At 62.0% G+C, this 24,577-nt stretch carries 24 protein-coding genes and 1 pseudogene; 9 read left to right on the top strand and 16 right to left on the bottom strand.

Annotated features, from left to right (window positions below):
* Positions 1-3: 3 nt before the first annotated feature.
* From CIB54_RS14165 to CIB54_RS14120, 10 genes are all read right to left on the bottom strand, one after another.
* The gene (locus CIB54_RS14165; protein WP_101220106.1) at positions 4-771 is read right to left on the bottom strand and encodes an ABC transporter ATP-binding protein; all 768 of its coding nucleotides are present in this window, start codon (positions 769-771) and stop codon (positions 4-6) included.
* Positions 772-774: 3 nt separating this feature from the next.
* Complete coding sequence (locus CIB54_RS14160) at positions 775-2,115, bottom strand: ABC transporter substrate-binding protein (protein WP_101220105.1); 1,341 nt, start codon at positions 2,113-2,115, stop codon at positions 775-777.
* Positions 2,116-2,134: 19 nt separating this feature from the next.
* Positions 2,135-3,181: a branched-chain amino acid ABC transporter permease gene (locus CIB54_RS14155; protein ID WP_101220104.1), complete on the bottom strand. Its 1,047-nt coding sequence runs from the start codon at positions 3,179-3,181 to the stop codon at positions 2,135-2,137.
* A 4-nt stretch (positions 3,182-3,185) separates the two neighbouring features.
* Positions 3,186-4,067 carry a branched-chain amino acid ABC transporter permease gene (locus CIB54_RS14150; protein ID WP_101220103.1) on the bottom strand — a complete coding sequence of 294 codons (882 nt, stop codon included), beginning with the start codon at positions 4,065-4,067 and terminating at the stop codon, positions 3,186-3,188.
* Positions 4,067-4,837, bottom strand: coding sequence for an ABC transporter ATP-binding protein (locus tag CIB54_RS14145; protein WP_101220102.1), 771 nt, complete (start codon positions 4,835-4,837; stop codon positions 4,067-4,069). The genes CIB54_RS14150 and CIB54_RS14145 overlap by 1 nt, the downstream gene beginning before the upstream one ends.
* Entirely contained in the window at positions 4,834-5,682 is an 849-nt protein-coding gene (locus CIB54_RS14140; protein ID WP_101220101.1) for an AMP-binding protein, read from the bottom strand. Before CIB54_RS14140 ends, CIB54_RS14145 begins: the two co-directional genes overlap by 4 nt.
* Positions 5,683-5,793: 111 nt before the next feature.
* Complete coding sequence (locus CIB54_RS14135; RefSeq protein WP_065953108.1) at positions 5,794-7,227, bottom strand: LLM class flavin-dependent oxidoreductase; 1,434 nt, start codon at positions 7,225-7,227, stop codon at positions 5,794-5,796.
* Positions 7,227-7,553, bottom strand: a complete 327-nt coding sequence (locus CIB54_RS14130) for an acyl-CoA dehydrogenase (protein ID WP_065953107.1) — start codon at positions 7,551-7,553, stop codon at positions 7,227-7,229. The genes CIB54_RS14135 and CIB54_RS14130 overlap by 1 nt, the downstream gene beginning before the upstream one ends.
* 13 nt (positions 7,554-7,566) lie before the next feature.
* A complete protein-coding gene (locus tag CIB54_RS14125) occupies positions 7,567-8,763 on the bottom strand; it encodes an SfnB family sulfur acquisition oxidoreductase (RefSeq protein ID WP_065953106.1) in 1,197 nt (398 codons plus the stop codon).
* A gap of 153 nt (positions 8,764-8,916) precedes the next feature.
* Positions 8,917-9,480 (bottom strand): helix-turn-helix domain-containing protein, encoded by a 564-nt coding sequence (locus CIB54_RS14120; RefSeq protein WP_065953105.1) that lies wholly within the window; start codon positions 9,478-9,480, stop codon positions 8,917-8,919.
* A 92-nt stretch (positions 9,481-9,572) separates the two neighbouring features.
* On the opposite strand from CIB54_RS14120, the gene CIB54_RS14115 reads away from it, so the two are divergent.
* The 7 genes from CIB54_RS14115 (at position 9,573) to CIB54_RS14085 (ending at position 16,956) form a co-directional block, all read left to right on the top strand.
* Positions 9,573-10,502: a DMT family transporter gene (locus CIB54_RS14115; protein WP_101220100.1), complete on the top strand. Its 930-nt coding sequence runs from the start codon at positions 9,573-9,575 to the stop codon at positions 10,500-10,502.
* A 414-nt stretch (positions 10,503-10,916) separates the two neighbouring features.
* Positions 10,917-13,838, top strand: a complete 2,922-nt coding sequence (locus CIB54_RS14110; protein WP_101220099.1) for a monovalent cation/H+ antiporter subunit A — start codon at positions 10,917-10,919, stop codon at positions 13,836-13,838.
* Positions 13,838-14,182: a Na+/H+ antiporter subunit C gene (locus CIB54_RS14105; protein WP_003192163.1), complete on the top strand. Its 345-nt coding sequence runs from the start codon at positions 13,838-13,840 to the stop codon at positions 14,180-14,182. The genes CIB54_RS14110 and CIB54_RS14105 overlap by 1 nt, the downstream gene beginning before the upstream one ends.
* Positions 14,179-15,861, top strand: a complete 1,683-nt coding sequence (locus CIB54_RS14100; protein WP_101220098.1) for a monovalent cation/H+ antiporter subunit D — start codon at positions 14,179-14,181, stop codon at positions 15,859-15,861. Before CIB54_RS14105 ends, CIB54_RS14100 begins: the two co-directional genes overlap by 4 nt.
* Entirely contained in the window at positions 15,858-16,346 is a 489-nt protein-coding gene (locus CIB54_RS14095; RefSeq protein ID WP_101220097.1) for a Na+/H+ antiporter subunit E, read from the top strand. The genes CIB54_RS14100 and CIB54_RS14095 overlap by 4 nt, the downstream gene beginning before the upstream one ends.
* The gene (locus CIB54_RS14090; RefSeq protein WP_010209507.1) at positions 16,343-16,621 is read left to right on the top strand and encodes a K+/H+ antiporter subunit F; all 279 of its coding nucleotides are present in this window, start codon (positions 16,343-16,345) and stop codon (positions 16,619-16,621) included. The genes CIB54_RS14095 and CIB54_RS14090 overlap by 4 nt, the downstream gene beginning before the upstream one ends.
* On the top strand, positions 16,618-16,956 hold the full coding sequence (locus CIB54_RS14085) for a Na+/H+ antiporter subunit G (RefSeq protein WP_057721746.1): 339 nt from the start codon (positions 16,618-16,620) through the stop codon (positions 16,954-16,956). Before CIB54_RS14090 ends, CIB54_RS14085 begins: the two co-directional genes overlap by 4 nt.
* A 113-nt stretch (positions 16,957-17,069) precedes the next feature.
* Here CIB54_RS14085 and CIB54_RS14080 read toward each other — a convergent pair whose 3' ends face one another.
* The 4 genes from CIB54_RS14080 to CIB54_RS14065 form a co-directional block, all read right to left on the bottom strand.
* Positions 17,070-18,188 carry an acyl-CoA dehydrogenase family protein gene (locus CIB54_RS14080; RefSeq protein WP_137200227.1) on the bottom strand — a complete coding sequence of 373 codons (1,119 nt, stop codon included), beginning with the start codon at positions 18,186-18,188 and terminating at the stop codon, positions 17,070-17,072.
* Between the two features lie 60 nt (positions 18,189-18,248).
* Entirely contained in the window at positions 18,249-19,013 is a 765-nt protein-coding gene (locus tag CIB54_RS14075) for a GNAT family N-acetyltransferase (protein WP_101220095.1), read from the bottom strand.
* A gap of 339 nt (positions 19,014-19,352) precedes the next feature.
* Positions 19,353-20,741, bottom strand: coding sequence for a cysteine--tRNA ligase (cysS, locus tag CIB54_RS14070; protein ID WP_101220094.1), 1,389 nt, complete (start codon positions 20,739-20,741; stop codon positions 19,353-19,355).
* Positions 20,742-20,760: 19 nt separating this feature from the next.
* Positions 20,761-22,461: a glutamine--tRNA ligase/YqeY domain fusion protein gene (locus tag CIB54_RS14065; RefSeq protein ID WP_101220093.1), complete on the bottom strand. Its 1,701-nt coding sequence runs from the start codon at positions 22,459-22,461 to the stop codon at positions 20,761-20,763.
* A 261-nt stretch (positions 22,462-22,722) separates the two neighbouring features.
* Between CIB54_RS14065 and CIB54_RS14060 the strand changes: the two genes are divergently transcribed.
* Both CIB54_RS14060 and lpxH read left to right on the top strand, forming a co-directional pair.
* The gene (locus CIB54_RS14060) at positions 22,723-23,226 is read left to right on the top strand and encodes a peptidylprolyl isomerase (RefSeq protein ID WP_057721741.1); all 504 of its coding nucleotides are present in this window, start codon (positions 22,723-22,725) and stop codon (positions 23,224-23,226) included.
* Positions 23,223-23,972, top strand: a complete 750-nt coding sequence (gene lpxH / locus CIB54_RS14055) for a UDP-2,3-diacylglucosamine diphosphatase (protein WP_065953095.1) — start codon at positions 23,223-23,225, stop codon at positions 23,970-23,972. Before CIB54_RS14060 ends, lpxH begins: the two co-directional genes overlap by 4 nt.
* A gap of 136 nt (positions 23,973-24,108) precedes the next feature.
* On the opposite strand, the gene CIB54_RS14050 is transcribed toward lpxH, so the two are convergent.
* Together CIB54_RS14050 and CIB54_RS14045 are read right to left on the bottom strand one after the other, a co-directional pair.
* Positions 24,109-24,360: a hypothetical protein gene (locus CIB54_RS14050; protein ID WP_420094157.1), complete on the bottom strand. Its 252-nt coding sequence runs from the start codon at positions 24,358-24,360 to the stop codon at positions 24,109-24,111.
* A gap of 39 nt (positions 24,361-24,399) precedes the next feature.
* A pseudogene (locus tag CIB54_RS14045) lies at positions 24,400-24,577 on the bottom strand (MFS transporter); the annotation flags it as partial.

Genomic DNA, 24,577 nt, shown 5'->3' with positions numbered 1-24,577 from the left:
CCCTTAGTGTTTGCCCAGATAAATGTCATGCAAGTCACCCCGTCCCAACAGCTCGGCAGCACTGCCACTCAACACCACCCGCCCAGTATCCAGCACGTAGCCCCGGGACGCATAGGTGAGCGCGACATTGATATTCTGCTCGGCGATCAAAAAGCTTACCTGTTGCTCGCGGTTGAGCTGCGCGATGATCGCGAAAATCTCCTGCACGATCATCGGCGCCAACCCCATCGACGGCTCGTCAAGCAGCACCAGGGCCGGACGGGTCATCAACGCCCGGCCAATGGCGACCATTTGCTGCTCGCCACCGGAGGTCAGGCCGGCGCGGGTGTGGCGCTTGGTCTTGAGCCTGGGGAACCAGGTGTAGATGCGCTCCAGATCCTGAGCCAGTTCCCTGCGGCTCAGGCGCCGCACAAAGCCGCCGCTGCGCAGATTGTCTTCCACTGTGAGCTGGCCGAACACATGCCGGCCTTCCAGCACATGCACCATGCCCTGGCGTACCCGTTGGCTGGGCTCTACGCCCGCCAGGTTCAGGCCTGCGTAGTCGATCCGGCCACGGCTGACTTCGGCGCGCTCGGCCCGCACCAGCCCGGAAATGGCCTTGAGGGTGGTGCTTTTGCCCGCGCCATTGGCGCCGAGCAACGCAACGATGGCGCCCCTGGGCACACTCAGCGACACCCCAGCCACCGCCAGGATCGCCCCGTCATAGACCACTTCGATATCGTCGACCGTCAGCAACGCCGAGCGCCCTGGCTCAGTGGCAGGCTGGCTCATGGTTTATTCATCCCCACTGCAGGTGCGCGGCGTCAGGTGCTTCTCTTTGGCGAACGCGGCGGATTTTTCATCGATCAACGGACGCAGCAACGCCCGGTCGGCGGCGATCCAGTCACTGATCAGTGTCCAGTTGGCACCGTCCCACTGCTGCACTCGCGCCGAACCGCCGCCTTCATGGTCGCGGCACGACAGCTTGAGGTTTTGCATCAGGCCCAGGTAGCCCATGTCGTTGAGGCGTGCATCGTCGATATCCAGGTGCTCGAGACCCCAGCGGCCCTCTTCGCCATTGAGCGGGCGCTTGCCAAATTTGGCCTGGGCCGTGCGGATCGCCTCCACGGCCACGGCGGCATTCACCAGGCCCGAGTTGTAGTAGACGCTGCCGAAGTTCTTCAGGTCCTTGAGGTCGCTGTGGCCCTTGTCGAGGATCGCCTGCTTGAGGCGCTTGTGGATCTCGAAGTCGCTGCCTGCCGGGTACGGCGTGAGCGCCAGATAACCTTTGGCGGCAGCACCGGCCGGCAGCACGTCTTCGCTGGAGCTGGCCCAGATATCGCCGATGATATGGTCAACCGGGAAGCCGAAGCGCGCCGCCGTCTTCACCGCCACCGGGGTGGACACGCCCCAGGTGCGCAGGAACACCCAGTCCGGATTGGCCTGGCGTACCTGGCGCCACTGCGCCGATTGCTCGTTGCCGGGGTCGGCCACCGGAATCTGGATATTCTCGAAGCCGTACTTGTCGGCGAGCAACTTCAACGGGCCGAGGGTTTCGCGACCGTAGGCCGAGTCGTGATAGACCGTGGCGATCTTCTTGCCCTTGAGTTTGTCGAAGCCGCCTTCGCGCGCGGCGATGTAGTTCACCAGCGTCGATGCCTCGCTATAGAAGGTCAGCATCACCGGGAAGTTGTACGGGAACACTGTACCGTCGGTGGCTTCGGTGCGGCCGTAGCCGAGGGTGATCAGCGGGATCTTGTCCACCTCGGCACGCTCGCTCAGCGCATAGGCTGCCGGTGCACCGTTAGGCTGGTACACCGCGACCGGCGCGCCATCCAGGCCATTCTTGAAGCGCTCGTAGCACTCGATGCCCTTCTCCGCCGTCCATTCGGTCTCGCATTCCTGCCACACCAGCTTCACGCCGTTGATGCCGCCCTCGACTTCATTGATATAGCGCAGGTAGTCGATCATCCCGGCCCACACCTGCACGCCGCTGGAGGCATAGGCGCCGACACGGTAGGTCGCCAGGGGAATGAATTGCTGGTCCTGGGAGGCGACGGCCTGGGGCACAGCACCGGCCAGGGCCGCCAGCGCGAACGCGGTGCCGAGCAGGGAACGTTTCAAGGATGCACGCATGGAAGTTCTCTTGAGAAGGTTAGAAACGCAGCGGCCACTGCCGCAGACGGTCACGCAGGGTGTGCAACAGGCGAATCAAGCCCTCGGGTTCCTTGATCAGGAACACGATGATCAACACGCCAAAAATGATTTTCTGCAGGTTCTGCAACTGCCCCGCATCGACCGAGCCGCCGAACAGCGCCTGCCCGGCGTGGCTGAGCAGGATCGGCAGCAGACTGATGAAGGCCGCGCCCACGAAGTTGCCGGCAATGCTGCCCATGCCACCGATAATGATGATGAACAGGATCTGGAACGAGCGGTTGATATCGAAGCTGCTGGCGCTGGCCGTGCCCAGGTAGGCGAACGCCCACAGCGCGCCGGCAATGCCTAAGTAGAACGAGCTGACCGCGAACGCCAGGCGCTTGTAACGCACCACCGGGATGCCGACCACGGCGGCGGCGGTGTCCATGTCGCGGATCGCCATCCAGTTGCGCCCGACCTGGCTGCGCACCAGGTTGACGGCGGTCCAGGTCAGCAGCAGCACCGTGACCAGGGTCAGCCAGTAGCGGCCCAGCGGCGTGTTCAGATCGTGACCCAACAGCGTCAGCTGCGGTGCGGAAATGGTCCCGGACGAGCCATAGTTATAGAACCAGGGGAATTTGACGAACAGCCACTCGAGAAAGAACTGCGCCGCCAACGTCGTGACCATCAGGTAGAAGCCCTTGATCCGCGAACTGGGCAGGCCGAACAACAGGCCCACGAAGGCGCTGATAATCCCGCCGCCCAGCAGCGCCACCGGCAAGCCCAGCTCGGGCAGGCGCAGCAAAAAACCATAGGTGGCGAACGCACCTACCGCCATGAAGCCCGCCGCGCCCACCGACGTTTGCCCGGTGTAGCCGGTCAGCAGGTTCAAGCCCAGCCCGGCCAGGGACAGCACCAGAAAGGGGATCAGGATCGCATTGAGCCAATAGTCGTTACCCCACAGCGGCACCACGACAAAGGCCAGGGCCAGCAGACCGAGCAAGCCCCAGGGAACGCGGCGTTGTACCAGCAAGAGCGGAGCGGTTTGAACAATGGGAATCGACATGCTTTCAGACTCGCTCAATGGCACGCTCGCCGAACAGGCCGGCGGGACGGATATACAGGAAGGCCAGCGCCAATACATAGGCGAACCACGGCGTGATACCACCACCGATCAACGGGCCGATATACACCTCGGCAAGGTTCTCGGCGGCGCCGACGATCAGCCCGCCAGCAATCGCCCCGCCAATCGAGGTAAAGCCGCCGATGATCAACACCGGCAAGGCCTTGAGCACCACCAGCGACAACGAGAACTGCACCCCCTGGCGCGCGCCCCACAACAGCCCCGCGACCAGCCCGACGATGCCGGCCGCCGCCCAGACGATCTGCCAGATCCGATTGAGGTTGATGCCGATGGACAGCGCCGCCGTGGTGTCATCCGCCACCGCGCGCAGCGATACGCCGATACGGGTCTTGTTGAACAGCAGCGCGAGGACGGTCACCAGCACCACGGCAGCCGCCGCGGCGATCAGGTCGAACTGGCTGAGCATCAGCGGGCCGACAAACAGCGGCACATCATCAATGCCCAGGTCCAGCGCGCGTACCTGCGAGCCCATCAAGCCCTGGGCCAGGCCTTCGATGATGAACGACAGGCCCAACGTGGCCATGAACAGGGTGATCTGCGAACGGTTCACCAGCGGGCGCAAGACCAGCCGCTCGATGAGCAAGGCGCCGACGATCATCACCACCACCGTCAGCAGCAGCGCTAGGACAAACGGCACGCCCTGGTCGTGCAGGCTGACGAAGGTCAGCGCGGCAAACAGCAGCATCGAGCCCTGGGCGAAATTGAACACGCCGCTGGCTTTGTAGATCAGCACGAAGCCGATGGCGACCAGCGAATACAGGGTGCCGGCGAGCAGGCCGCCCAGCAGGGTTTCGAAGAAAAAGATCATCAATGCACCGATCCAAGATAGGCCGCGATCACGTCGGGGTTGGCCTGCACCTGGGCCGGCGTGCCGTCGCCGACTTTGCGTCCGTAGTCGAGCACCACCACATGGTCGGACAGGCCCATGACCACGCCCATGTCGTGCTCGATCAACACCACGGTGGTGCCCAGGTCGCGATTCACGTCGGCGACGAAGCGCGCCATGTCCTGTTTCTCTTGCGCGTTCATGCCGGCCATGGGTTCGTCGAGCAGCAACAGGCTGGGCCCGGCGATCAGCGCACGGCCCAGCTCGACGCGCTTTTGCAGGCCGTAGGACAGGTTGCCCACCTGCACATCGCGATGGGCTTGCAGCTCAAGAAACTCAAGGATGCCCTGCCCGCGCAGGGCAAACGCTTGGGCTTCACGCCGCGCACGGGGCAGGCCGAGGGCCTGTTCGATCAGGCTGGTGCGCATATGCCGCGACAGGCCGGTGAGGACGTTGTCGAGCACGCTCATTTTCTTGAACAGTGCATTGTTCTGGAACGTACGGCCGATGCCTCGGCGCGCGGCGTCCAGCGGGTCGATCCGGTGCAGGTGTTGCGCGTCGAACACAATCTCACCGGCGTCGAAACGGTACACACCGTTGAGCACATTGAGCAACGAGCTCTTGCCCGCGCCGTTGGGGCCGATCAGCGCGCAGATCTCGCCGCGCTGCACCTCGAACGACAGCGCATTGATCGCCTTGACGCCTTTGAACGACAGCGAAATATCGCGCACCTGCAAAATAGCCTGGCTCATGCAATGTCCCGTTTGAATTCGGCCAGCCAGGTTGGCTCGGCGGGGGCTTTAAGCGGCTGCCAGATATAGCCCAGGCGCTGGAAACCGAGGAGCTTGCGCACACGGTTTTTCAGCACCCGGCGCAGGCCGCTTTGTGGATGGGCGATGGCCCATTCACACAGGCGTCGGCGCCAGGTGCCGTGGGCGGCGAGGCGGCTTTCGATCTCGTCGGCCAGGTGCTGCAAACGCTCGGGTGACAGCAGCAGGCCAGTGGGGGCGACTTCGCTGCGATCACGCTGCGCCGAGGCCAGGGTTTCCGGAAACGCCAGGCCGTGGCCGCTATTGAGCCATTGCTCCAGCACCGCGGCGAGACCGCCTTGCCAGTGGGTGCCCTCCTCGCTCCACAGTACGGTTTCAGCGCTGGGCTGCCACCAGCGTTGCAGGCGTTGCGACGGGGCGGCCGGGCCGAGCAGTTGAGCGAAGTCCACGCGCTGGGTAAATGCCCAATCGGGTTGGCGACCTTGCACGCAGGCGTGGCTGGGATGGAGACGCCAGAGCTGTTGCTCCAAGGCTGCCGGCTCCAGATCATCGGCCAGCGTCAGCACCTGCCCGCCCACGGATTGGGCTGCCAGCGCCAGCAACAGCAGGTTTGGCTCAAATGCGCCGCTGAGCGCCAGCTGCGACTGTTCGCTGAAGCCCTGCTGGCGCAAGCCGTCAGCCACGCGTTCGACGGCACGCAACACGTCGATCCAGCGCCAGGCATGCCATTGGCCCTGGCGTTTGTGGCGCAGGGCCACCTGCAAGGGTGTGAGCTGTGCCCAGTGGTGCAGGCGTTCCAGGGCGGCTTGGGGTTCGGGCACGCTCATAGGGGTTTGCTCCTATTGGTGGATAAGCGTGCGGTGGTCCGCTGGCTGAAATAAGTCAAACGCTGAAGATCAAATGTGGGAGGGGGCTTGCCCCCGATGGCGGTGTGTCAGTCAGGACACTTTTGCCTGACCCACCGCTATCGGGGGCAAGCCCCCTCCCACAGGGGTTTTGTGTGAACCGGACAGGTCGCGGTAGCCGGCGCCGGGGTGATTGGCGCCCAACCTCGGCCCCTCGCCAAACAACTTTTCGCGCAGCGTGCCCTGGGCGTATTCGGTCTTGTACACGCCACGCTTCTGCAGCTCCGGCACCAGCCACTCCACGGCGTCGACAAAGGTCTCGTGGGTCAGCGCATAGGCCAGGTTGAAGCCGTCCACATCGGTCTCTTCCACCCATTCCTGCAGCAGGTCCGCCACCGTCTGCGGTCCGCCGACAAACAGCGGGCCGAAGCCACCGATGCCGACCCAGTTGGCCAGTTCATTCGGCGTCCAGACCTTGTTCGGATCCGCCGTGGAAAACGCTTCCACCGCCGACTGGATGGCGTTGGTATGCACATGTTTGAGCGGCTCGTCCGGTTTGAACTGGCTGAAATCGATGCCGGTCCAGCCGGAGATCAGCGCCATCGCGCCTTCGTAGCTGACATAAGACTTGTAGTCGTCGAACTTGGCCTTGGCCTGCGCATCGGTCTCGCCGACGATCACCGTCTGCAGGTTGAAGATCAGGATTTTGCGCGGATCACGTCCCGCCTCGGCCGCACGTCGGCGAATATCCGCGACGGTCTTTTTCAGCAGCAGCTTGGACGGCGCGGCCACGAACACGCACTCGGCCTGTTCGGCGGCGAACTGTTTGCCACGGCTCGAGGCGCCGGCCTGGTACAGCACCGGCGTGCGCTGCGGCGAGGGTTCGCACAGGTGGATGCCGGGCACCTGGAAGTGTTTGCCCACATGGCGAATCTCGTGGATCTTGCGCGGGTCGCTGAACACCCGGCGCTCGCGGTCACGTACTACCGCGCCCTCTTCCCAACTGCCTTCCCAGAGTTTGTAGCAAACCTGCAGGTATTCCTCGGCATAGTCGTAGCGGGCGTCGTGCTCGGTCTGGGCTTTCTGGCCGAGATTCCTGGCGCCGCTTTCCAGATAAGAGGTGACAATGTTCCAACCGACGCGGCCCTTGGTCAGGTGGTCGAGGGTGGAGAGCCTGCGCGCGAACGGGTACGGATGCTCGAAGGACAGCGACGCAGTCAGGCCGAACCCCAGGTGCTCGGTGACCAGGGCCATCGGTGCGATCAGCGACAGCGGATCATTGACCGGCACTTGCGTCGCCTGGCGGATCGCCGCGTCGCCGTTGCCGTTGTAGACGTCGTAGATGCCCAACACATCGGCGATGAACAGCCCGTCGAATTTACCGCGCTCGAGGATTTTCGCCAGGTCCGTCCAGTATTCCAGGTCCTTGTATTGCCAGGAACGGTCCCGAGGGTGCGCCCACAAGCCGGGAGACTGGTGGCCGACACAGTTCATGTCGAAGGCATTCAGGCGAATTTCGCGAGACATCAAAGCACTCCGTTGAGGTGGTAGTTGCCGACGACCTGGTATTTGCGGCGCAGCGGGTCATCGACCGGCGACGGCAGCGCGGTGCGGCGGCCGGTCAATTCGAACTCAGCATTGCTGGCGGCGATAAGGGCCTCGGCGGCCGCGATCTGTGCCTCGGTGACGGCCACCGGACTCGGGTCGGTTTCGGCACGCTCGAACAGCGCGGCGGCCACATCGACACGAATCTGCAAGTCGCCGAAGCGGCTGATCACGTAAGGGTCGTCGCTGCGCTCGACAAAGCGGCGGGTGGTTTCCAGCAGTTGGCGTGCGTGGTTCAGTGCGGTCATCGTATGAGCTTCCTCAGTTCCAGGCGTGGCGTGCAGGCTTCACGCCGTTAAGCACGAAGTTGCCGATCAGGTGGTACTTCCAGCGCGCCGGGTCGTGCAAGGTGTGGGTGCGGGCGTTACGCCAGAAACGGTCGAGGTTGTGCTTGCCGGTGACCGAACGAGTGCCGGCCAGCTCGAAGAGTTTGCTGCTGGCGAGCAAGGCCGTTTCGGCGGACAGTACCTTGGCCTGGGCGACGATCAGCGAGGCGTTGGCGACGGTGTCTTCAGTCGGTTCGGCGAGGGCCAGGTCGACTGCCCTGCCCGCCTTGGCGAGCACCGCTTCGGTGCCGTGCACGCGCCACGCCAGGTCGCCGATCGCGGCAATGGTGAATGGGTCTTGCCAGCCGTGATCCTGCTGGCTGTCGATCCAGGGTCGTGCCTGGCGGGCGTGAATCTTCGCCTGCTCCAGAGCGCCCAGCGCAATGCCGGTATCGACGGCCGCCTGGATAATCTGCGAGATCGGGCCGTTGGCGGTGGGTTGGTCAAACGCCTGGTGTGCGGGGATGACCGCACTCGAGGGCACGCTCACACCGTCGAGGGTTACGCCACCACTGGCGGTCGTGCGTTGGCCGAAACCGTCCCAGCTGTCGATCACCGTGAGGCCGGGCGCATCGCGTTCGATGAAGGCAATCAGCGCCTGCCCGTGCTCGTTGTTGCCGACGGTCGGCACGATGTGCGCAAACAGCGCGCCGGTGCAGTAGAACTTCTCGCCGTCAATGCGCGCGGAGTCGCCGTCGATGCGAATCTGCGTGTCGAAAGTGCCGGCGTTTTTGCTCTTGGCTTCGGAAAAGGCATTGCCGAAGCGATAGCCCGCCAGCACCTTGCCGAAGTAGTGGCGCTTCTGCTCCTCAGTGGCGGTTTGCAGGAGGATATCCACCACGCCGAGGTGGTTCTGCGGAATCTGCCCCAGCGAAGGGTCGGCGGCAGAGATCAGCTTGATGACCTCGGCCACGGTCACATAGGAAACCTCGGCACCGCCGTAGGCTCTGGGAATGGTAATGCCCCACAGGCCGCTGGCAGAGAACTCGTCGAGTTCCGCCACCGGCAGACGCCGCTCACGGTCGCGCTCGCTGGCCTGCAGGGCAAACCGCGCCGCCAGCCGCGTGGCGACCTCGATGGCTTCCGCGTCCGAGCGGATGATATGGGCTGAGTGTTGAGGGTGGGCTGACATGGGCCGACTCCAGGCTCCGAATGAATAAAAGAGCCTTTGCAGGAGTCGTGCCTGAATTTAATCGTCAGTAAAATCAGCGAGTTGCTGGTTGACAGGGGGGCCTGATGCCTGACAAACCAGCACATTGTCTATCCACTGTTGCTGGGCAAACAGTTAGATCACCACGTTGCGCACAAAACGCACGGTCACCTCGCCGTCATTGCGATAACCGTGGACGTGGCGGCTGGCAAACATATAGAACTCACCGGCCGCGACGTGCTTTTCCTGTTCGCCCAGCAGCAGGGTGAGGCAGCCTTCGAACACAAACAGCTGCACACTCCAGCCGTCCGGATCGGGGTCCGGGCTGTAGCGGTCGCCCGGCGCCAGGTGCATCTCCCACAGTTCGACTTCACGGCGCGCCGTGGCCTTGGCCAGCAACACGGCTTTGCTGCCGGGGATATCGCCCGCCCAGGCCAGCTCGTTGATGCGACTGTGGTCACCGGCATCCGGCGCCTGGATCAAATCGCTGAACGCCACCTCCAATGCTTCGGCCACACGGTCCAGGGTGGACAGGCTGACGTTCTTTTCGCCGGCCTCGATGGCCACCAGCATGCGCCGGCTCACCCCGGATTTTTCCGCAAGCGCGGTCTGGCTCAGATCGGCGGCATGGCGCAGGCGCCGAACGTTCTGGCTGACGTGCTGCAGGACCGAGGCCCGGTGTGGATTTTCTTTGTGCACTATATTGCTCAATGGGTGGGTGTGCGCAGTATACTGCCCAGCGTGCGGCGCATTGTGCGGTCCGTGCCTTTCCCTTGCAAGACCGAGCCGCCATGACTGCCCAGAACTCCCCTTCGCGTTTCAATCGCTTCAGCAAAGCCGAATGCATCCTGGTGGTCATCACCATGATCTGGGGTGGCACGTTCTTGCTGGTGCAGCATGCGATGAGCGTCAGCGGGCCGATGTTTTTCGTGGGCCTGCGTTTTGCGGCGGCGGCCATTGTGGTCGGCTTCTTCTCCCTGCGTACGTTGCGCGACCTGACGCTGTTCGAGTTGAAGGCCGGGGTGTTCATCGGCGTGGCGATCATGTTCGGCTACGGCTTGCAGACCATTGGCCTGCAGACGATCCTGAGCAGCCAGTCGGCGTTCATCACCGCGCTCTATGTACCCTTCGTGCCGTTGTTGCAGTGGCTGGTGCTGGGTCGGCGCCCGGGGTTGATGCCGAGCATTGGCATCATGCTGGCGTTTGCCGGGTTGATGCTGCTGACCGGCCCCGCCGGTGCGTCGCTGAATTTCAGCTCCGGTGAAATCGCCACGCTGATCGGTGCCGTGGCGATTGCCGCCGAAATCATCCTGATCAGCGCCTTCGCCGGGCAAGTGGATGTGCGCCGGGTGACCGTGGTGCAACTGGCCACGGCGTCGCTGCTGTCGTTCCTGATGGTGGTGCCGATGGGCGAGCCGTTGCCGGGCTTTTCGTGGCTGCTGCTGTTCAGCGCGGTGGGCCTGGGCTTGACCAGTGCGGTGATCCAGTTGGCGATGAACTGGGCGCAGCAGAGCGTTTCACCGACCCGCGCCACCTTGATCTATGCCGGCGAGCCGGTGTGGGCCGGCGTGGTTGGGCGGATTGCCGGGGAGCGCTTCCCGCCGATTGCGATGGCAGGCGCGGTGTTGATTGTGGTGGCGGTGATTGTGAGTGAGTTGAAGAGGAGCAGCTCGAAGGCTGGCGCTGTGCAGGACGCGGTCGAGCAGGAAAATCGGGGATGATTGTTGAGCTATAAGCTGCAAGCCACAAGCTGCAAGCTGCAAGCTGCAAGCTGCAAGCTGCAAGAGGTAGGCGTTCGGCTTGTAGCTTGCAGCTTGTAGCTTGTAGCTTGCAGCTTGCAGCTTGCAGCTTGCGGCTTGTAGCTTGCGGCTTGTAGCTTGTAGCTTGTAGCTTGTAGCTTGTAGCTTGTAGCTTGCAGCTTGCAGCTTGCAGCTTGCGGCTTGTAGCTTGCGGCTTGTAGCTTGTAGCTTGTAGCTTGTAGCTTGTAGCTTGTAGCTTGTAGCTTGCAGCTTGCCACTTTCAACCGCTGTAGCCGCTTTACTCCTACCCTTGTAGGATCCTGCCACATCTTGCCGTTTGGTGATCGCGAAAGCGGCACGTATGATGCATCCCAAACTCCCGCAGATTAGAAGCCTATGTCCCTGATAGTTCTACTGCTTCTGCCATTCATTGGCAGCTGTCTGGCGGCCTTGCTGCCGCACAACGCACGTAATAGCGAATCCCTGCTGGCCGGCCTGGTGGCACTGGTCGGCACCGTTCAAGTCGCCCTGCTCTACCCCCAGATCGCCCACGGTGGCGTCATCCGTGAAGAATTCATGTGGTTGCCCAGCCTCGGCCTGAATTTCGTGCTGCGCCTGGATGGCTTCGCCTGGCTGTTCTCGATGCTGGTGCTGGGTATCGGTACGCTGGTGTCACTGTATGCGCGTTACTACATGTCGCCGGATGACCCGGTGCCGCGTTTCTTCGCGTTTTTCCTGGCCTTCATGGGCGCCATGCTCGGGCTGGTGATTTCCGGCAACCTGATCCAAATCGTGTTTTTCTGGGAACTGACCAGCCTGTTTTCCTTCCTGCTGATTGGTTACTGGCACCACCGCGCCGATGCCAGGCGTGGTGCGTATATGGCGCTGATGGTCACCGGCGCGGGTGGTTTGTGCCTGCTGGCCGGGGTGATGCTGTTGGGGCACATCGTCGGCAGCTATGACCTGGACCAGGTGCTGGCGGCGGGCGATCAGATTCGTGCGCACTCGCTGTACCCGGTCATGCTGGCCCTGGTGCTGATCGGCGCCTTGAGCAAAAGCGCGCAGTTCCCCTTCCACTTCTGGTTGCCCCACGCCATGGCCGCGCCGACGCCGGTGTCGGCATACCTGCATTCGGCGACGATGGTGAAAGCCGGCGTGTTCCTGCTGGCCCGCCTGTGGCCCTCGCTGTCCGGCAGCGAAGAGTGGTTCTGGATCGTCGGCGGTGCCGGCGCGCTCACCCTCCTCCTCGGCGCCTACTGCGCCATGTTTCAGAACGATCTCAAAGGCCTGCTGGCCTACTCCACCATCAGTCACCTCGGGCTGATCACCCTGCTGCTGGGCCTCAACAGCCCGCTGGCCGCCGTCGCGGCAGTGTTCCATATTCTCAACCACGCCACCTTCAAGGCCTCGCTGTTCATGGCGGCGGGCATTATCGACCACGAAAGCGGCACGCGGGATATCCGCAAGCTCAGTGGACTGGTGCGCCTGATCCCGTTCACCGCGACCCTGGCGATGGTGGCCAGTGCCTCGATGGCCGGCGTGCCGTTGCTCAATGGCTTCCTGTCCAAAGAGATGTTCTTCGCCGAAACCGTATTTATCTCGTCGACAAAATGGGTGGAAATCATGCTGCCCGTGATCGCGACCATCGCCGGTACGTTCAGCGTGGCCTATGCCCTGCGCTTTACCGTGGATGTGTTCTTCGGCCCGCCCGCCACCCACTTGCCGCACACGCCCCACGAACCACCACGCTGGATGCGCGCCCCCGTCGAACTGCTGGTATTCACCTGCCTGCTGGTGGGGATTTTCCCGGCCCAGGTGGTCGGCTCGATCCTCGCCGCCGCCGCACTGCCGGTGGTGGGCGGTGTGCTGCCGGAATACAGCCTGGCGATCTGGCACGGCTGGAACGCGCCGATGATCATGAGCCTGGTGGCCATGTCCGGCGGTGTGGTGCTCTACCTGATGCTGCGCAAGCAACTCAAGCGCGGCCGTTTCACCTACCCGCCGCTGATCGGCTACTTCAACGGCAAGCGAGGCTTCGAGCGTTGCCTGGTGGTGATGATGCGCGGGGTGCGCAAGATCGAGAAACGCATCAGCACCAAGCGCCTGCAAACCCAATTGTTCCTGCTGGTGATCGTGGCGGTGATCGGCGCCCTGATCCCGATGCTCAACAGCGGCCTGACCTGGGGTGACCGGCCGAAGATCCCCGGCTCCATCGTGTTCGTGACCCTGTGGGTGCTGGCGATTGCCTGCGCGCTGGGCGCCGCCTGGCAGGCCAAGTATCACCGGCTGGCAGCCCTGACCATGGTCAGCGTGTGCGGCCTGATGACGTGCATTACCTTCGTGTGGTTCTCGGCGCCGGACCTGGCCCTGACGCAACTGGTGGTGGAAGTGGTCACCACCGTGTTGATCCTGCTCGGCCTGCGCTGGCTGCCACGGCGGATCGAAGAGGTGTGGCCACTGCCCAACACCCTGCGCAAGGCGCGGATCCGCCGGGTGCGCGACTTCCTGCTGTCCACCGTGGTGGGTGGCGGCATGGCGCTGTTGTCCTATGCGATGCTGACACGCCAGACCCCCAACGATATCTCCTCGTTCTACCTCAGTCGCGCCCTGCCCGAGGGTGGCGGCAGCAATGTGGTGAACGTGATGCTGGTGGACTTCCGCGGCTTCGATACCCTCGGCGAAATCACCGTGCTCGGCGCCGTGGCACTGACCGTGTACGCCCTGCTGCGGCGCTTCCGTCCGTCGAAAGAAAGCATGCAGTTGCCCGCGCAACAACGCCAACTCGCGCCGGACGTGGCCACCGACCTGGTCAACCCGCGCCAGGCCAGCGACACCGCCCTGGGCTTCATGATGGTACCGGCGGTGCTGGTGCGCCTGCTGTTGCCGATAGCGATGGTGGTGTCGTTCTACCTGTTCATGCGCGGCCATAACCAGCCGGGCGGCGGTTTTGTCGCGGGCTTGGTGATGTCGGTGGCGTTTATCCTGCAATACATGGTCGCCGGTACGCAGTGGGTCGAGGCACAGATGAGCCTGCGGCCGATGCGCTGGATGGGGTTCGGCCTGCTCGCAGCAACCCTCACCGGGCTCGGCGCATTGTTTGCCGGGTACCCGTTCCTCACCACGCACACCTGGCATTTCAGCCTGCCGGTGCTGGGCGATATTCATGTCGCCAGCGCGTTATTCTTCGATGTCGGTGTGTACGCCATGGTCGTCGGTTCGACGCTGCTGATGCTCACTGCCCTCGGTCACCAGTCGGTGCGAGCGCATAAACCGAGCAACCAGGCCAAAGTCGTTGCCACAACAGAAGGAGCCGCCTGATGGAAGAAGTCATCGCAATTGCCATTGGGGTCCTGGCGGCCTCTGGTGTCTGGCTGATCCTGCGGCCACGGACGTTTCAGGTGGTGATGGGCCTGTGCCTGTTGTCCTACGGGGTCAACCTGTTCATTTTCAGCATGGGCAGCCTGTTTATCGGCAAGGAGCCGATCATCAAGGACGGCGTGCCGCAAGACCTGCTCAACTACACCGACCCCCTGCCCCAGGCGCTGGTGCTCACGGCCATCGTGATCAGCTTCGCCATGACCGCGCTGTTCCTGGTGGTGCTGCTGGCCTCCCGCGGCCTGACCGGTACTGACCATGTGGACGGCCGGGAGCCCAAGGAATGAATTGGGTCAACCAACTGATCGTTGCGCCGATTCTGCTGCCGTTACTGACCGCAGCGCTGATGCTGATGCTCGGCGAGAAACGCCGCCCGCTCAAAGCCAGGATCAATCTGTTCTCCAGCGTCATCGGCCTGGGCATCGCCGTATTGCTGCTGTACTGGACACAACAAGGCGGCCCGGGCTCGATCGGCGTGTACCTGCCGGGCAACTGGCAAGTGCCGTTCGGTATCGTGCTGGTGGTGGATCAGCTGTCGGCGCTGATGCTGGTGCTGACCGGGATCATCGGCGTCAGCGCGCTGTTGTTTGCCATGGCCCGCTGGGACCGTGCCGGCACCAGTTTCCACGCGCTGTTCCAGGTGCAGATGATGGGTCTGTACGGCGCCTTCCTCACCGCCGACCTGTTCAACCTGTTCGTGTTCTTCGAGGTGCTGCTGGCGGCGTCCTACGGCTTGATGCTGCACGGTTCCGGCCGTGCGCGGGTGTCGTCGGGACTGCATTACATCGCGATCAACCTGCTGGCGTCGTCGCTGTTCCTGATTGGCGCGGCGATGATCTACGGCGTCACCGGCACGCTGAACTTCGCTGATCTGGCGCTGAAAATCCCGCTGGTGCCGGAGGCTGATCGTGGCCTGTTACACGCCGGTGCGGCGATCCTCGCGACGGCGTTCCTGGCCAAGGCCGGCATGTGGCCGCTGAACTTCTGGCTCGCGCCTGCCTACTCCTCGGCCAGTGCACCGGTGGCGGCAATGTTTGCGATCATGACCAAAGTGGGCGTGTACACCGTGCTGCGCCTGTGGACCTTGCTGTTTTCCGGCCAGGCCGGCGCGTCGGCGTTGTTCGGCGGTGACTGGCTGGTATACGGCGGCATGGCGACCATTGTCTGCGCGGCACTGGCAATGCTCGCGGCGCAGCGCCTGGAACGCATGGCGAGCCTGAGCATTCTGGTGTCGGCCGGCATCCTGCTGTCGGCCGTGGGGTTTGCCCAGCCTAGCCTGACGGCCGGGGCGCTGTTCTATCTGGTCAGCTCCACCCTGGCGTTGAGCGCGCTGTTTTTGCTGGCGGAATTGATCGAACGCTCGCGCTCGGCCAATGACCTGCCGCTGGATGAAGAGATCGACGCCCTGCCCAAGGCCATGGAATCCCTGCATCCACGGCCCGGCGTCAACCTCGACGATGAACAGAAAGCCGTCATCGGCCAGGTGATCCCCTGGACCATGGCGTTCCTTGGCCTGAGCTTTATTGCCTGCGCGCTGCTGATCATCGGCATGCCGCCACTGTCCGGGTTTATCGGCAAGCTCAGTCTGCTGCATGCGCTGGTCAATCCGCTGGGCCTGGGCAACGCGGTGAATGAGCCCATCCGCCCGGCGGCCTGGGGCTTGGTGGCACTGTTGATCCTGTCGGGGCTGGCGTCGTTGATTGCCTTCGCCCGGCTCGGCATCCAGCGTTTCTGGACCCCGGAAGAACGTCCCTCGCCCCTGCTGCGCCGCTACGAATGTGTGCCGATCTTCCTGCTGCTGGGCCTGAGCATTGCGCTGACCTTCAAGGCCGAGCCACTGATGCGCTACACGCTGGCCACCGCCAAGAGCCTGAACAACCCGGAAAGCTACGTCATGGCGGTGATGGCGACGCGCCCGGTGCCAAGCCCCGAAGCCCAGGCAGCCGCCCTGGAGGTGCAACCATGAAGCGCCTGTTTCCCGCCCCGTGGTTGTCGCTGGCCTTGCTGGGGTTATGGCTGGTGCTGAACCTGTCGATGAGCCCCGGCAACCTGCTGCTCGGTGCACTGCTGGGCTTGCTTGCGCCGCTGATGATGGCGCCACTGCGTCCGCAACCGATCAGCCTGCGCCGTCCCGGCGTGATCCTGCGCCTGTTCCTGCTGGTGGGCCGCGACGTGATTGTCTCCAACCTGCAAGTGGCCTGGGGCGTCCTGACCTGCGGCTCACGCCCGCCGCGCGCGCGCTTCATCAAAATCCCCATCGACCTGCGCAGCCCCAACGGCCTCGCGGCGCTGTCAATGATCACGACGGTGATCCCCGGCACGATCTGGTCGGAACTGGCGCTGGACCGCAGCGTCCTGCTGCTGCATGTGTTCGATCTGGACGATGAGGCGCAGTTTATCGAGCACTTCAAATCCGCCTACGAACGGCCCCTGATGGAGATCTTCGAATGAGCGCCCTGCTCTCCAATGCGATCCTGTTGAGCCTGTTCCTGTTCTCGCTGGCGATGGTGCTGACATTGATCCGCCTGTTCAAAGGCCCGTCAGCCCAGGACCGGGTACTGGCGCTGGATTATCTGTACATCCTGGCAATGCTGATGATGCTGGTGCTGGGCATCCGTTATGCCAGCGACACCTACTTTGAAGCGGCGCTGCTGATTGCGCTGTTCGGCTTTGTCGGCTCGTTCGCCCTGGCCAAATTCCTGTTGCGTGGGGAGGTGATTGAATGATGCCGTTATGGATGGAAATCGTCGTCGGTGTGCTGCTGGTCCTGAGCAGCGTGTTTGCGCTGATAGGGGCGCTCGGGTTGTTGCGCATGAAGGATTTCTTCCAGCGCATGCACCCGCCGGCGCTGGCCTCGACACTCGGCGCGTGGTGCGTGGCGTTGGCCTCGATCATCTACTTCTCGGTACTCAAATCCGGGCCGGTGCTGCACGGCTGGCTGATTCCGATTCTGCTGTCGATCACCGTGCCGGTGACCACCCTGCTGCTGGCGCGCACGGCGCTGTTCCGCAAGCGCATGGCCGGTGACGATGTACCGGCCGAGGTCAGCAGCCGCCGCTGAGCGCTGAAGAGAACACAATCCAAATGTGGGAGGGGGCTTGCCCCCGATGGCGGTGGGTCAGTTACCGATGAACTGACTGATCCACTGCTATCGGGAGCAAGCCCCCTCCCACATTAGCTCAGCTGCTCACACAGGAATGCACTGCTGGCGATCCTGGACGTCGGATGGAAGGCCAGCACCCGCGTCGCCACCAGCAGATAGGCGACCTCTTCAGATGACATGAAAGCCATCCCCCCCATGAGTTCGAAAGCGCGCGTGCCAATACGGTTGAGCGCCTCCTGCACCGAGAAGCGTGTGGCCTGAGCACGCGCCAGGTCAGCGCGCAAGAAACGGTTTTCATCTATCGACGTCGCCAGCCCTTGCAACGCCATCGTCGCCCCTTGCAGATCGATCAGCAACAGCGCCCGATCCTCCTGCGAACCTTTACCCGCCGTCAGCGCTCGCGATGACAGTGCGCACGCCATGCCCAGGTACGACGCTGAAGCCAGCAACTGGAACCAGATCGCAAACAAATGGTTACCCGTACCCTGTTGATCCTCACCGAGCTGCTCATCCACGGTTTTGCTGAAATGCATCATGGACTCGGGAACCATCAGGTTGTTGAACCGGACCTCGTGACTGTCAGCCGCCTGCAAATGGGGAACAGACCAGAATTTTTCGCGCTCGATACAGGGATCGCCCGCCAGCGCGGCACCAATGCCAAGATGCACGTCACCTTGCGGATCAACATAGTTGACGCCAAAGGTAATCACGTCGAAATGATGGGTCATCGTGCAGGGTTTCTTGCTGCCATTGACGATATAGCCGTCGGCGGTTTTCTCCACGGCCATGGTCGACGCGAGGATATCCGAATGCGCGCGGCCTTCGGCGAATCCGGACGCAACCAACAAGTCGTTGCCTGCAACGATGCTCAGCAGCCCTTGAAGGTCAGGAAAAAAATGACTGGCCGCCATCATGCCCGCGATCGTGTGGTGGTGCATGGTCATCATCACAGCCAGTGAAGGGCAATGTGCGCCGACCCACGTATGCAACTGCGCCAACTTGCGCGCACTGACGCCCCTGCCACCCAGTGCCTCGGCAATGGCAAGCCCAGGCTGGCCCACTGTGCGAAACACATCAGCCAAGCGTTGAGACTTTCCTCGCTCAAGTTCCAACAGCGATGCGGACTCAAGAAAGGAGGCCAATTGTGGAACCAGCTCAAACGCGGTATTTCGTTCTTCTGTTAAAAACATACTCTTCACAACCTTCATTAGTTCGTACGATACCTACTCACTTGATGCAGTGCCGCGCGGTCACTTTAAATAGTGGCGCGCATAACGCTGGTCAAAATTCGACAACGGCAACCACATAAAGAAATCAGCCGTATTAAAAACAGCGTCCCAGGCCGGTGCCCCACACACCCAGGCGCCGCTACGTAATAAGCCTTTTAATATAGGTGGCAGGAGGGCAGGTTTTTCGCCTTTAACGTCATGAAGCGCAAATGCTGCATGTGGTGTGACACGATATTCAGACGGCGAAAACTGGTCCGGTGTAAACGCACGATAAATAGCTGATGCATGATGTCCGCCGTCCGCCAAACTGACGCTGGCGCACCCCATGACGTAATCACATCGTTCACGCTGTGTGTACATCCCCACGCCCGACCAGAGCAGCCTGGTCACGCTGCCGGCACGGTAGTCGGGATGCACGCAGGCGTGCCCCACCTCGATAATGCTTGCACGCAAATGATCCAACCGGCTCAGGTCGAATTCCTTTTCCGAATAGTAGTGCCCTATATGCCGGGCAGCGGTTGGACTCATGACACGGTACGTGCCGACCACACAGGCGGTGGTGACATCTCGCACGACTAGATGGTCGCAATAGTCGTCAAACTCGTCGACATTCAAACCCTGGATATTGCTAAGTGCCGGTGCCCGGAATGTTTCATTGAACACTTTATAACGAAGGGCTTGCACCTCTCGCAGTTGCGCTGGCGTACTGACGAGACTAACAACTAACTTACCGGCACGCAGCGACAAGCCTGAACCCACATCCTTGGTCTGTGTGAGCATTTGCATATATGTTCCCTTCTTATTACACCAAGTAACAAACATTACCTGCCCGTCTTGAAGGGGAACTGTAAGAGAACTCTGAAACCTCGCGCGAATTCGGCAAGACTAAAAACGGAGGGAATGTGCAGGCGGCTGAAAGGGGGTCAGTTGTGGGTGAAGAAAACACTAAGCCTCAATCACATGCAAACTCAGAGGTAGGTCTGAATCCGAAGACCGAGCAAAGTGAGCACGGTCAAAAAGTGGGAGGGGGCTTGCCCCCGATGAGGGAGTGTCAGTTGATACAGCTGTAACTGACACACCGCCATCGGGGGCAAGCCCCCTCCCACATTTGGATCGGGTTAACAGTCAGGCCTGATCAGCCAACCGCCAGGTCGTGCCACCCTTGCCGTCTTCCAGGACCACACCCATCGCAGTCAGTTGGTCGCGGATACGGTCGGATTCCGCCCAGTCTTTACCAGCCCGCGCAGCCAGACGCGCCTGGATCAATGCATCCACCTGCGCCGCATCCACACGCCCTTCAGCGCCGGCTTGCAGGAAGTCATCGGCTTCCATCTGCAACACGCCCAGCACACTCGCCAGCTCTTTGAGGCGAGCAGCAAGCCCAGCCGCCGCGTCGAGATCACTCTCGCGCAACCGGTTGATCTCACGCACCATCTCAAACAGCACCGCGCAGGCTTCCGGGGTACCGAAGTCATCATTCATCACTTCGGTAAACCGCGCCACAAACGCTTCGCCGCCAGCCGGGGCAACGGCGGGCAGGCCCTTCAACGCATGGTAGAAGCGCTCCAGGGCGCCTTTGGCATCCTTGAGGTTGTCTTCCGAGTAGTTGATGGCGCTGCGGTAATGGCTGGACACCAGCAGGTAACGCACCACTTCCGGATGGTACTTTTCCAGCACGTCGCGGATGGTGAAGAAGTTGTTCAAGGACTTGGACATCTTCTCGCCATTGATGCGGATCATGCCGCAGTGCATCCAGGCGTTGGCGTAGGTCTTGCCGGTGGCGGCTTCGCTCTGGGCGATTTCGTTTTCGTGGTGCGGAAATTCCAGGTCGCTGCCGCCGCCATGAATGTCGAAGGTCTCGCCCAGGCAGCAGGTGGACATCACCGAGCATTCGATGTGCCAGCCCGGACGCCCCGCGCCCCACGGCGATTCCCAGCTGGGCTCGCCCGGCTTGGTGGCTTTCCACAGCACGAAGTCGAGCGGGTCCTGCTTGGCTTCGTCGACTTCGATGCGTGCGCCGATGCGCAGGTCTTCGATTTTCTTGCGCGACAGCTTGCCGTAGCCCATGAACTTGGCGACACGGTAGTACACGTCGCCATTGCCGGGGGCGTAGGCGTAACCCTTGTCGATCAGGGCCTGGATCATCGCGTGCATGCCAGGAATGTGGTCCGTGGCGCGCGGTTCCATGTCCGGCTTGAGGATGTTGAGGCGCGCCTCGTCCTCGTGCATCGCGGCGATCATGCGCTCGGTCAGCGCGTCGAACGACTCGCCGTTTTCATTGGCGCGGTTGATGATCTTGTCGTCGATGTCGGTGATGTTGCGCACATAGGTCAAGTCATAGCCGCTGAAGCGCAACCAGCGGGTCACCAGGTCGAAGGCAACCATGCTGCGGCCGTGGCCGATGTGGCAGTAGTCGTACACGGTCATGCCGCACACGTACATGCGCACCTTGTTGCCATCCAGCGGCTTGAAGACTTCTTTGGTCTTGCTGAGTGTGTTGTAGATCGTTAGCACGACAGTTCCTTAAACAGAATCACTGGCCCCACGAATCACGCAAGGTCACGGTACGGTTGAATACCGGCGCGCCCGGTTTCGAGTCCTTGATATCCGCGCAAAAGTAACCTTCGCGCTCGAACTGGAAACGGTCTTCCGGCTGTGCGTCGCCAAGCGATGGCTCGGCACGACAACCGGTGAGTACTTGCAGGGAGTCAGGGTTGATGTTGTCGAGGAAACTGGCGCTGTCTTCGGCCTTTTCAGGATTCGGCGAGCGGAACAGGCGATCGTATAAACGCACTTCGCACTCGATGCTGGCAGCGGCCGGCACCCAGTGGACCACGCCCTTGACCTTGCGGCCTTCAGGGTTCTTGCCGAGGGTGTCCGGGTCGTACGAGCAGCGCAGTTCGACGACGTTGCCATCGGCGTCCTTGATCGCTTCATCGGCCCGGATCACGTAGCTGCCACGCAGGCGCACTTCGCCGTTCGGCTCCAGACGCTTGTAGCCTTTTGGCGGCTCTTCCATGAAGTCATCGCGGTCGATGTAGATTTCACGGGCGAACGGTAGCTTGCGCACGCCGAGTTCTTCTTTTTGCGGATGACGCAGCAGTTCGAGGTGATCGACCTTGTCTTCCGGGTAGTTGGTGATCACAACCTTCAACGGACGCAGCACGCACATGGCGCGCGGGGCGTTCGCGTCGAGGTCCTGGCGGATGCTGAACTCCAGCATGCCGAAGTCAACCACGCCGTCGGAACGGTTGGTGCCGACCATGTCGCAGAAGTTGCGGATCGACGCAGGCGTGTAGCCACGACGGCGGAAGCCCGACAGGGTCGACATGCGCGGGTCATCCCAGCCATGCACGTGCTTTTCATCCACCAGTTGCTTGAGCTTGCGCTTGCTGGTGATGGTGTAGTTCAGGTTCAGGCGGCTGAATTCGTACTGACGCGGGTGCGCCGGTACCGGCAAGCTGTCGAGGAACCACTCGTACAGCGGGCGATGGCTCTCGAACTCCAGGGTGCAGATGGAGTGGGTGATGCCTTCGATGGCGTCCGACTGACCGTGGGTGAAGTCGTAGTTGGGGTAGATGCACCACTTGTCACCGGTCTGGTGGTGGTGAGCATGGCGGATGCGGTACATGATCGGATCGCGCAGGTTCATGTTCGGCGAGGCCATGTCGATCTTGGCGCGCAGCACGCGGGCGCCGTCCGGGAATTCACCGGCGCGCATACGGTTGAACCAGTCCAGGTTCTCTTCCACCGAACGGTCGCGGAACGGGCTGTTCTTGCCCGGCTCGGTCAGGGTGCCACGGTATTCCTTGGCCTGCTCCGGGGTCAGGTCGTCCACATAGGCCTTGCCGGCCTTGATCAGCTCGACGGCCCAGTCGAACAACTGGTCGAAATACTTGGAGGCATAGCGCACTTCACCGGACCATTCGAAGCCCAGCCACTTGATGTCGCTTTCGATGGCGTCGATGTATTCCTGGTCTTCCTTGGCCGGGTTGGTGTCGTCGAAACGCAAGTGCGTGACGCCACCGAACTCCTGGGCCAGACCGAAGTTCACACAGATCGACTTGGCGTGACCGATGTGCAGGTAGCCGTTGGGCTCTGGCGGGAAACGGGTGACGATCTGCGTGTGCTTGCCCGAATCCAGGTCCGCCTGGATGATCGGGCGCAGGAAGTTGACCGGGACGGCAGGTCCGGCCTTGGCATTCGGGGTAGGGTCGACAGTGGGCTTGCTCATAGGATCCTTGAACAGACAGGTTCGTGGCCAGGTGGGGCCAGATAAAACAAAGGGCTCATAATAGCCGATGCAGTCAAGACACTGACAGGCTGGGACCAAAAACTGCTGTTTAATTACTGCTTTTATGGCCGGGGCGTTAAAAAACCACCTCGAAATTCCTGCAGGGCACGCTAAACTGCGCGCCTTGGCCGTCGTTTAAGCCAGACAGGTAAGGTGCCCGAGGCACTCAAACCCACGAATTCCCTGAAAAGAGTAGTGAACATGACTCAAGTCAAACTGACCACCAACCACGGTGACATCGTCATCGAGTTGAACGCCGAGAAAGCGCCGATCACCGTTGCCAACTTTATCGAGTACGTCAACGCCGGCCACTACGAAAACACCGTTTTCCACCGTGTCATCGGCAACTTCATGATCCAGGGCGGCGGTTTCGAGCCAGGCATGAAAGAGAAGAAAGACAAGCGCCCGAGCATCCAGAACGAAGCGGACAACGGCCTCTCCAACGACAAGTACACCGTCGCCATGGCCCGTACCATGGAGCCGCATTCGGCCTCCGCGCAGTTCTTCATCAACGTGGCCGACAACGCCTTCCTCAACCACAGCGGCAAGAATGTGCAGGGCTGGGGTTACGCGGTGTTCGGTAAAGTCACCGAAGGCCAGGACGTTGTCGACAAGATCAAAGGCGTGTCCACCACGTCCAAGGCCGGTCACCAGGACGTTCCAGCCGAAGACGTGATCGTCGAGAAAGCCGAGATCGTTGGGTGATATTGCTGATTTCAGACTTGCATCTGGAAGAGGAGCGCCCGGACATCACCCGGGCGTTTCTGGATCTGCTCCACGGCCGCGCCCGTGGCGCCCAGGCGTTGTACATTCTGGGGGACTTCTTCGAAGCCTGGATTGGCGACGATGGGATGACACCGTTCCAGCGTTCTATCTGTGACGCGCTGCGCGAACTGAGCGACAGCGGCACTGCGATTTTCATCATGCACGGCAACCGCGACTTCCTGATCGGCAAGGCGTTCTGCAAAGCCGCAGGCGCCAGCCTGCTCAAGGACCCGAGCGTCGTGCACTTCTACGGCGAACCCGTGCTGCTGATGCACGGCGACAGCCTCTGCACCCGTGACCTCGGCTACATGAAGCTGCGGCGCATCCTGCGTAACCCGATTGTGCTGTTTATCCTGCGCAACCTGCCTCTGGGCACACGCCATAAGCTGGCGCGAAAGCTGCGCAGCGAGAGCCGTGCACAGACGCGCATGAAGGCCAACGACATTGTCGATGTCACCCCCGACGAAGTGCCGCGGGTGATGCAGCACTTCGGCGTGCGCACCCTGGTCCACGGCCATACGCACCGCCCCGCCATTCATAAGTTGCAGATTGGTGACCAGGCGGCCAAGCGTATTGTGTTGGGGGATTGGGACAAGCAAGGCTGGGCGTTGCAGGTGGATGAGCAAGGCTTTCAACTGGCGGCGTTTGACTTCGTCAATCCGCAGTTGGCTTTGCCTGGCGCTTGATACCTGACAACACACATCAACTGTGGGAGGGGGCTTGCCCCCGATGAGGGAGTGTCAGTTGATGCATCTGTGCCTGACCCACCGCTATCGGGGGCAAGCCTCCTCCCACAGTTGATTGCATTTCAGCCCTGGGCAGTCAGTGCCCCGAAGCCGCAGGCCCTGCCTTCGCGGTAAACGGTGGCTTGGCCAGCCACACCAGCAGCATCAAGCCCATGAACATCCACCCCAGCAACGTGAAGTAGTCCACGGTGGACATCATGTAGGCCTGGCTGGTGAGGATCTGGTCCAGTTGCGCATACGCCTTGTGCCCTATGTGGGAGGGGGCTTGCCCCCGATGAGGGAGTGTCAGTTGATGCATCTGTGCCTGACCCACCGCTATCGGGGGCAAGCCCCCTCCCACAGTTGATTGCATTTCAGCCCTGGGCAGTCAGTGCCCCGAAGCCGCAGGCCCGGCCTTCGCGGTAAACGGTGGCTTGGCCAGCCACACCAGCAGCATCAAGCCCATGAACATCCACCCCAGCAACGTGAAGTAGTCCACGGTGGACATCATGTAGGCCTGGCTGGTGAGGATCTGGTCCAGTTGCGCATACGCCTTGTGCCCTGTG

The organism is Pseudomonas fluorescens, from assembly GCF_002837185.1.
In the GTDB taxonomy this organism is placed as follows: Bacteria; Pseudomonadota; Gammaproteobacteria; order Pseudomonadales; family Pseudomonadaceae; genus Aquipseudomonas; species Aquipseudomonas fluorescens_AM.
Note: the sequence above shows the minus strand (reverse complement) of the source record. Positions and strands in the feature narration are given on the sequence as shown.

Excerpts from the sequence above, each read along its gene's own strand:
- CIB54_RS14165 (WP_101220106.1), bottom strand. The coding sequence starts at position 771 with ATGAGCCAGCCTGCCACTGAGCCAGGGCGCTCGGCGTTGCTGACGGTC.
- CIB54_RS14160 (WP_101220105.1), bottom strand. The coding sequence starts at position 2,115 with ATGCGTGCATCCTTGAAACGTTCCCTGCTCGGCACCGCGTTCGCGCTG.
- CIB54_RS14155 (WP_101220104.1), bottom strand. The coding sequence starts at position 3,181 with ATGTCGATTCCCATTGTTCAAACCGCTCCGCTCTTGCTGGTACAACGC.
- CIB54_RS14150 (WP_101220103.1), bottom strand. The coding sequence starts at position 4,067 with ATGATCTTTTTCTTCGAAACCCTGCTGGGCGGCCTGCTCGCCGGCACC.
- CIB54_RS14145 (WP_101220102.1), bottom strand. The coding sequence starts at position 4,837 with ATGAGCCAGGCTATTTTGCAGGTGCGCGATATTTCGCTGTCGTTCAAA.
- CIB54_RS14140 (WP_101220101.1), bottom strand. The coding sequence starts at position 5,682 with ATGAGCGTGCCCGAACCCCAAGCCGCCCTGGAACGCCTGCACCACTGG.
- CIB54_RS14135 (WP_065953108.1), bottom strand. The coding sequence starts at position 7,227 with ATGTCTCGCGAAATTCGCCTGAATGCCTTCGACATGAACTGTGTCGGC.
- CIB54_RS14130 (WP_065953107.1), bottom strand. The coding sequence starts at position 7,553 with ATGACCGCACTGAACCACGCACGCCAACTGCTGGAAACCACCCGCCGC.
- CIB54_RS14125 (WP_065953106.1), bottom strand. The coding sequence starts at position 8,763 with ATGTCAGCCCACCCTCAACACTCAGCCCATATCATCCGCTCGGACGCG.
- CIB54_RS14115 (WP_101220100.1), top strand. The coding sequence starts at position 9,573 with ATGACTGCCCAGAACTCCCCTTCGCGTTTCAATCGCTTCAGCAAAGCC.
- CIB54_RS14110 (WP_101220099.1), top strand. The coding sequence starts at position 10,917 with ATGTCCCTGATAGTTCTACTGCTTCTGCCATTCATTGGCAGCTGTCTG.
- CIB54_RS14105 (WP_003192163.1), top strand. The coding sequence starts at position 13,838 with ATGGAAGAAGTCATCGCAATTGCCATTGGGGTCCTGGCGGCCTCTGGT.
- CIB54_RS14100 (WP_101220098.1), top strand. The coding sequence starts at position 14,179 with ATGAATTGGGTCAACCAACTGATCGTTGCGCCGATTCTGCTGCCGTTA.
- CIB54_RS14095 (WP_101220097.1), top strand. The coding sequence starts at position 15,858 with ATGAAGCGCCTGTTTCCCGCCCCGTGGTTGTCGCTGGCCTTGCTGGGG.
- CIB54_RS14090 (WP_010209507.1), top strand. The coding sequence starts at position 16,343 with ATGAGCGCCCTGCTCTCCAATGCGATCCTGTTGAGCCTGTTCCTGTTC.
- CIB54_RS14085 (WP_057721746.1), top strand. The coding sequence starts at position 16,618 with ATGATGCCGTTATGGATGGAAATCGTCGTCGGTGTGCTGCTGGTCCTG.
- CIB54_RS14080 (WP_137200227.1), bottom strand. The coding sequence starts at position 18,188 with ATGTTTTTAACAGAAGAACGAAATACCGCGTTTGAGCTGGTTCCACAA.
- CIB54_RS14075 (WP_101220095.1), bottom strand. The coding sequence starts at position 19,013 with ATGCAAATGCTCACACAGACCAAGGATGTGGGTTCAGGCTTGTCGCTG.
- CIB54_RS14065 (WP_101220093.1), bottom strand. The coding sequence starts at position 22,461 with ATGAGCAAGCCCACTGTCGACCCTACCCCGAATGCCAAGGCCGGACCT.
- CIB54_RS14060 (WP_057721741.1), top strand. The coding sequence starts at position 22,723 with ATGACTCAAGTCAAACTGACCACCAACCACGGTGACATCGTCATCGAG.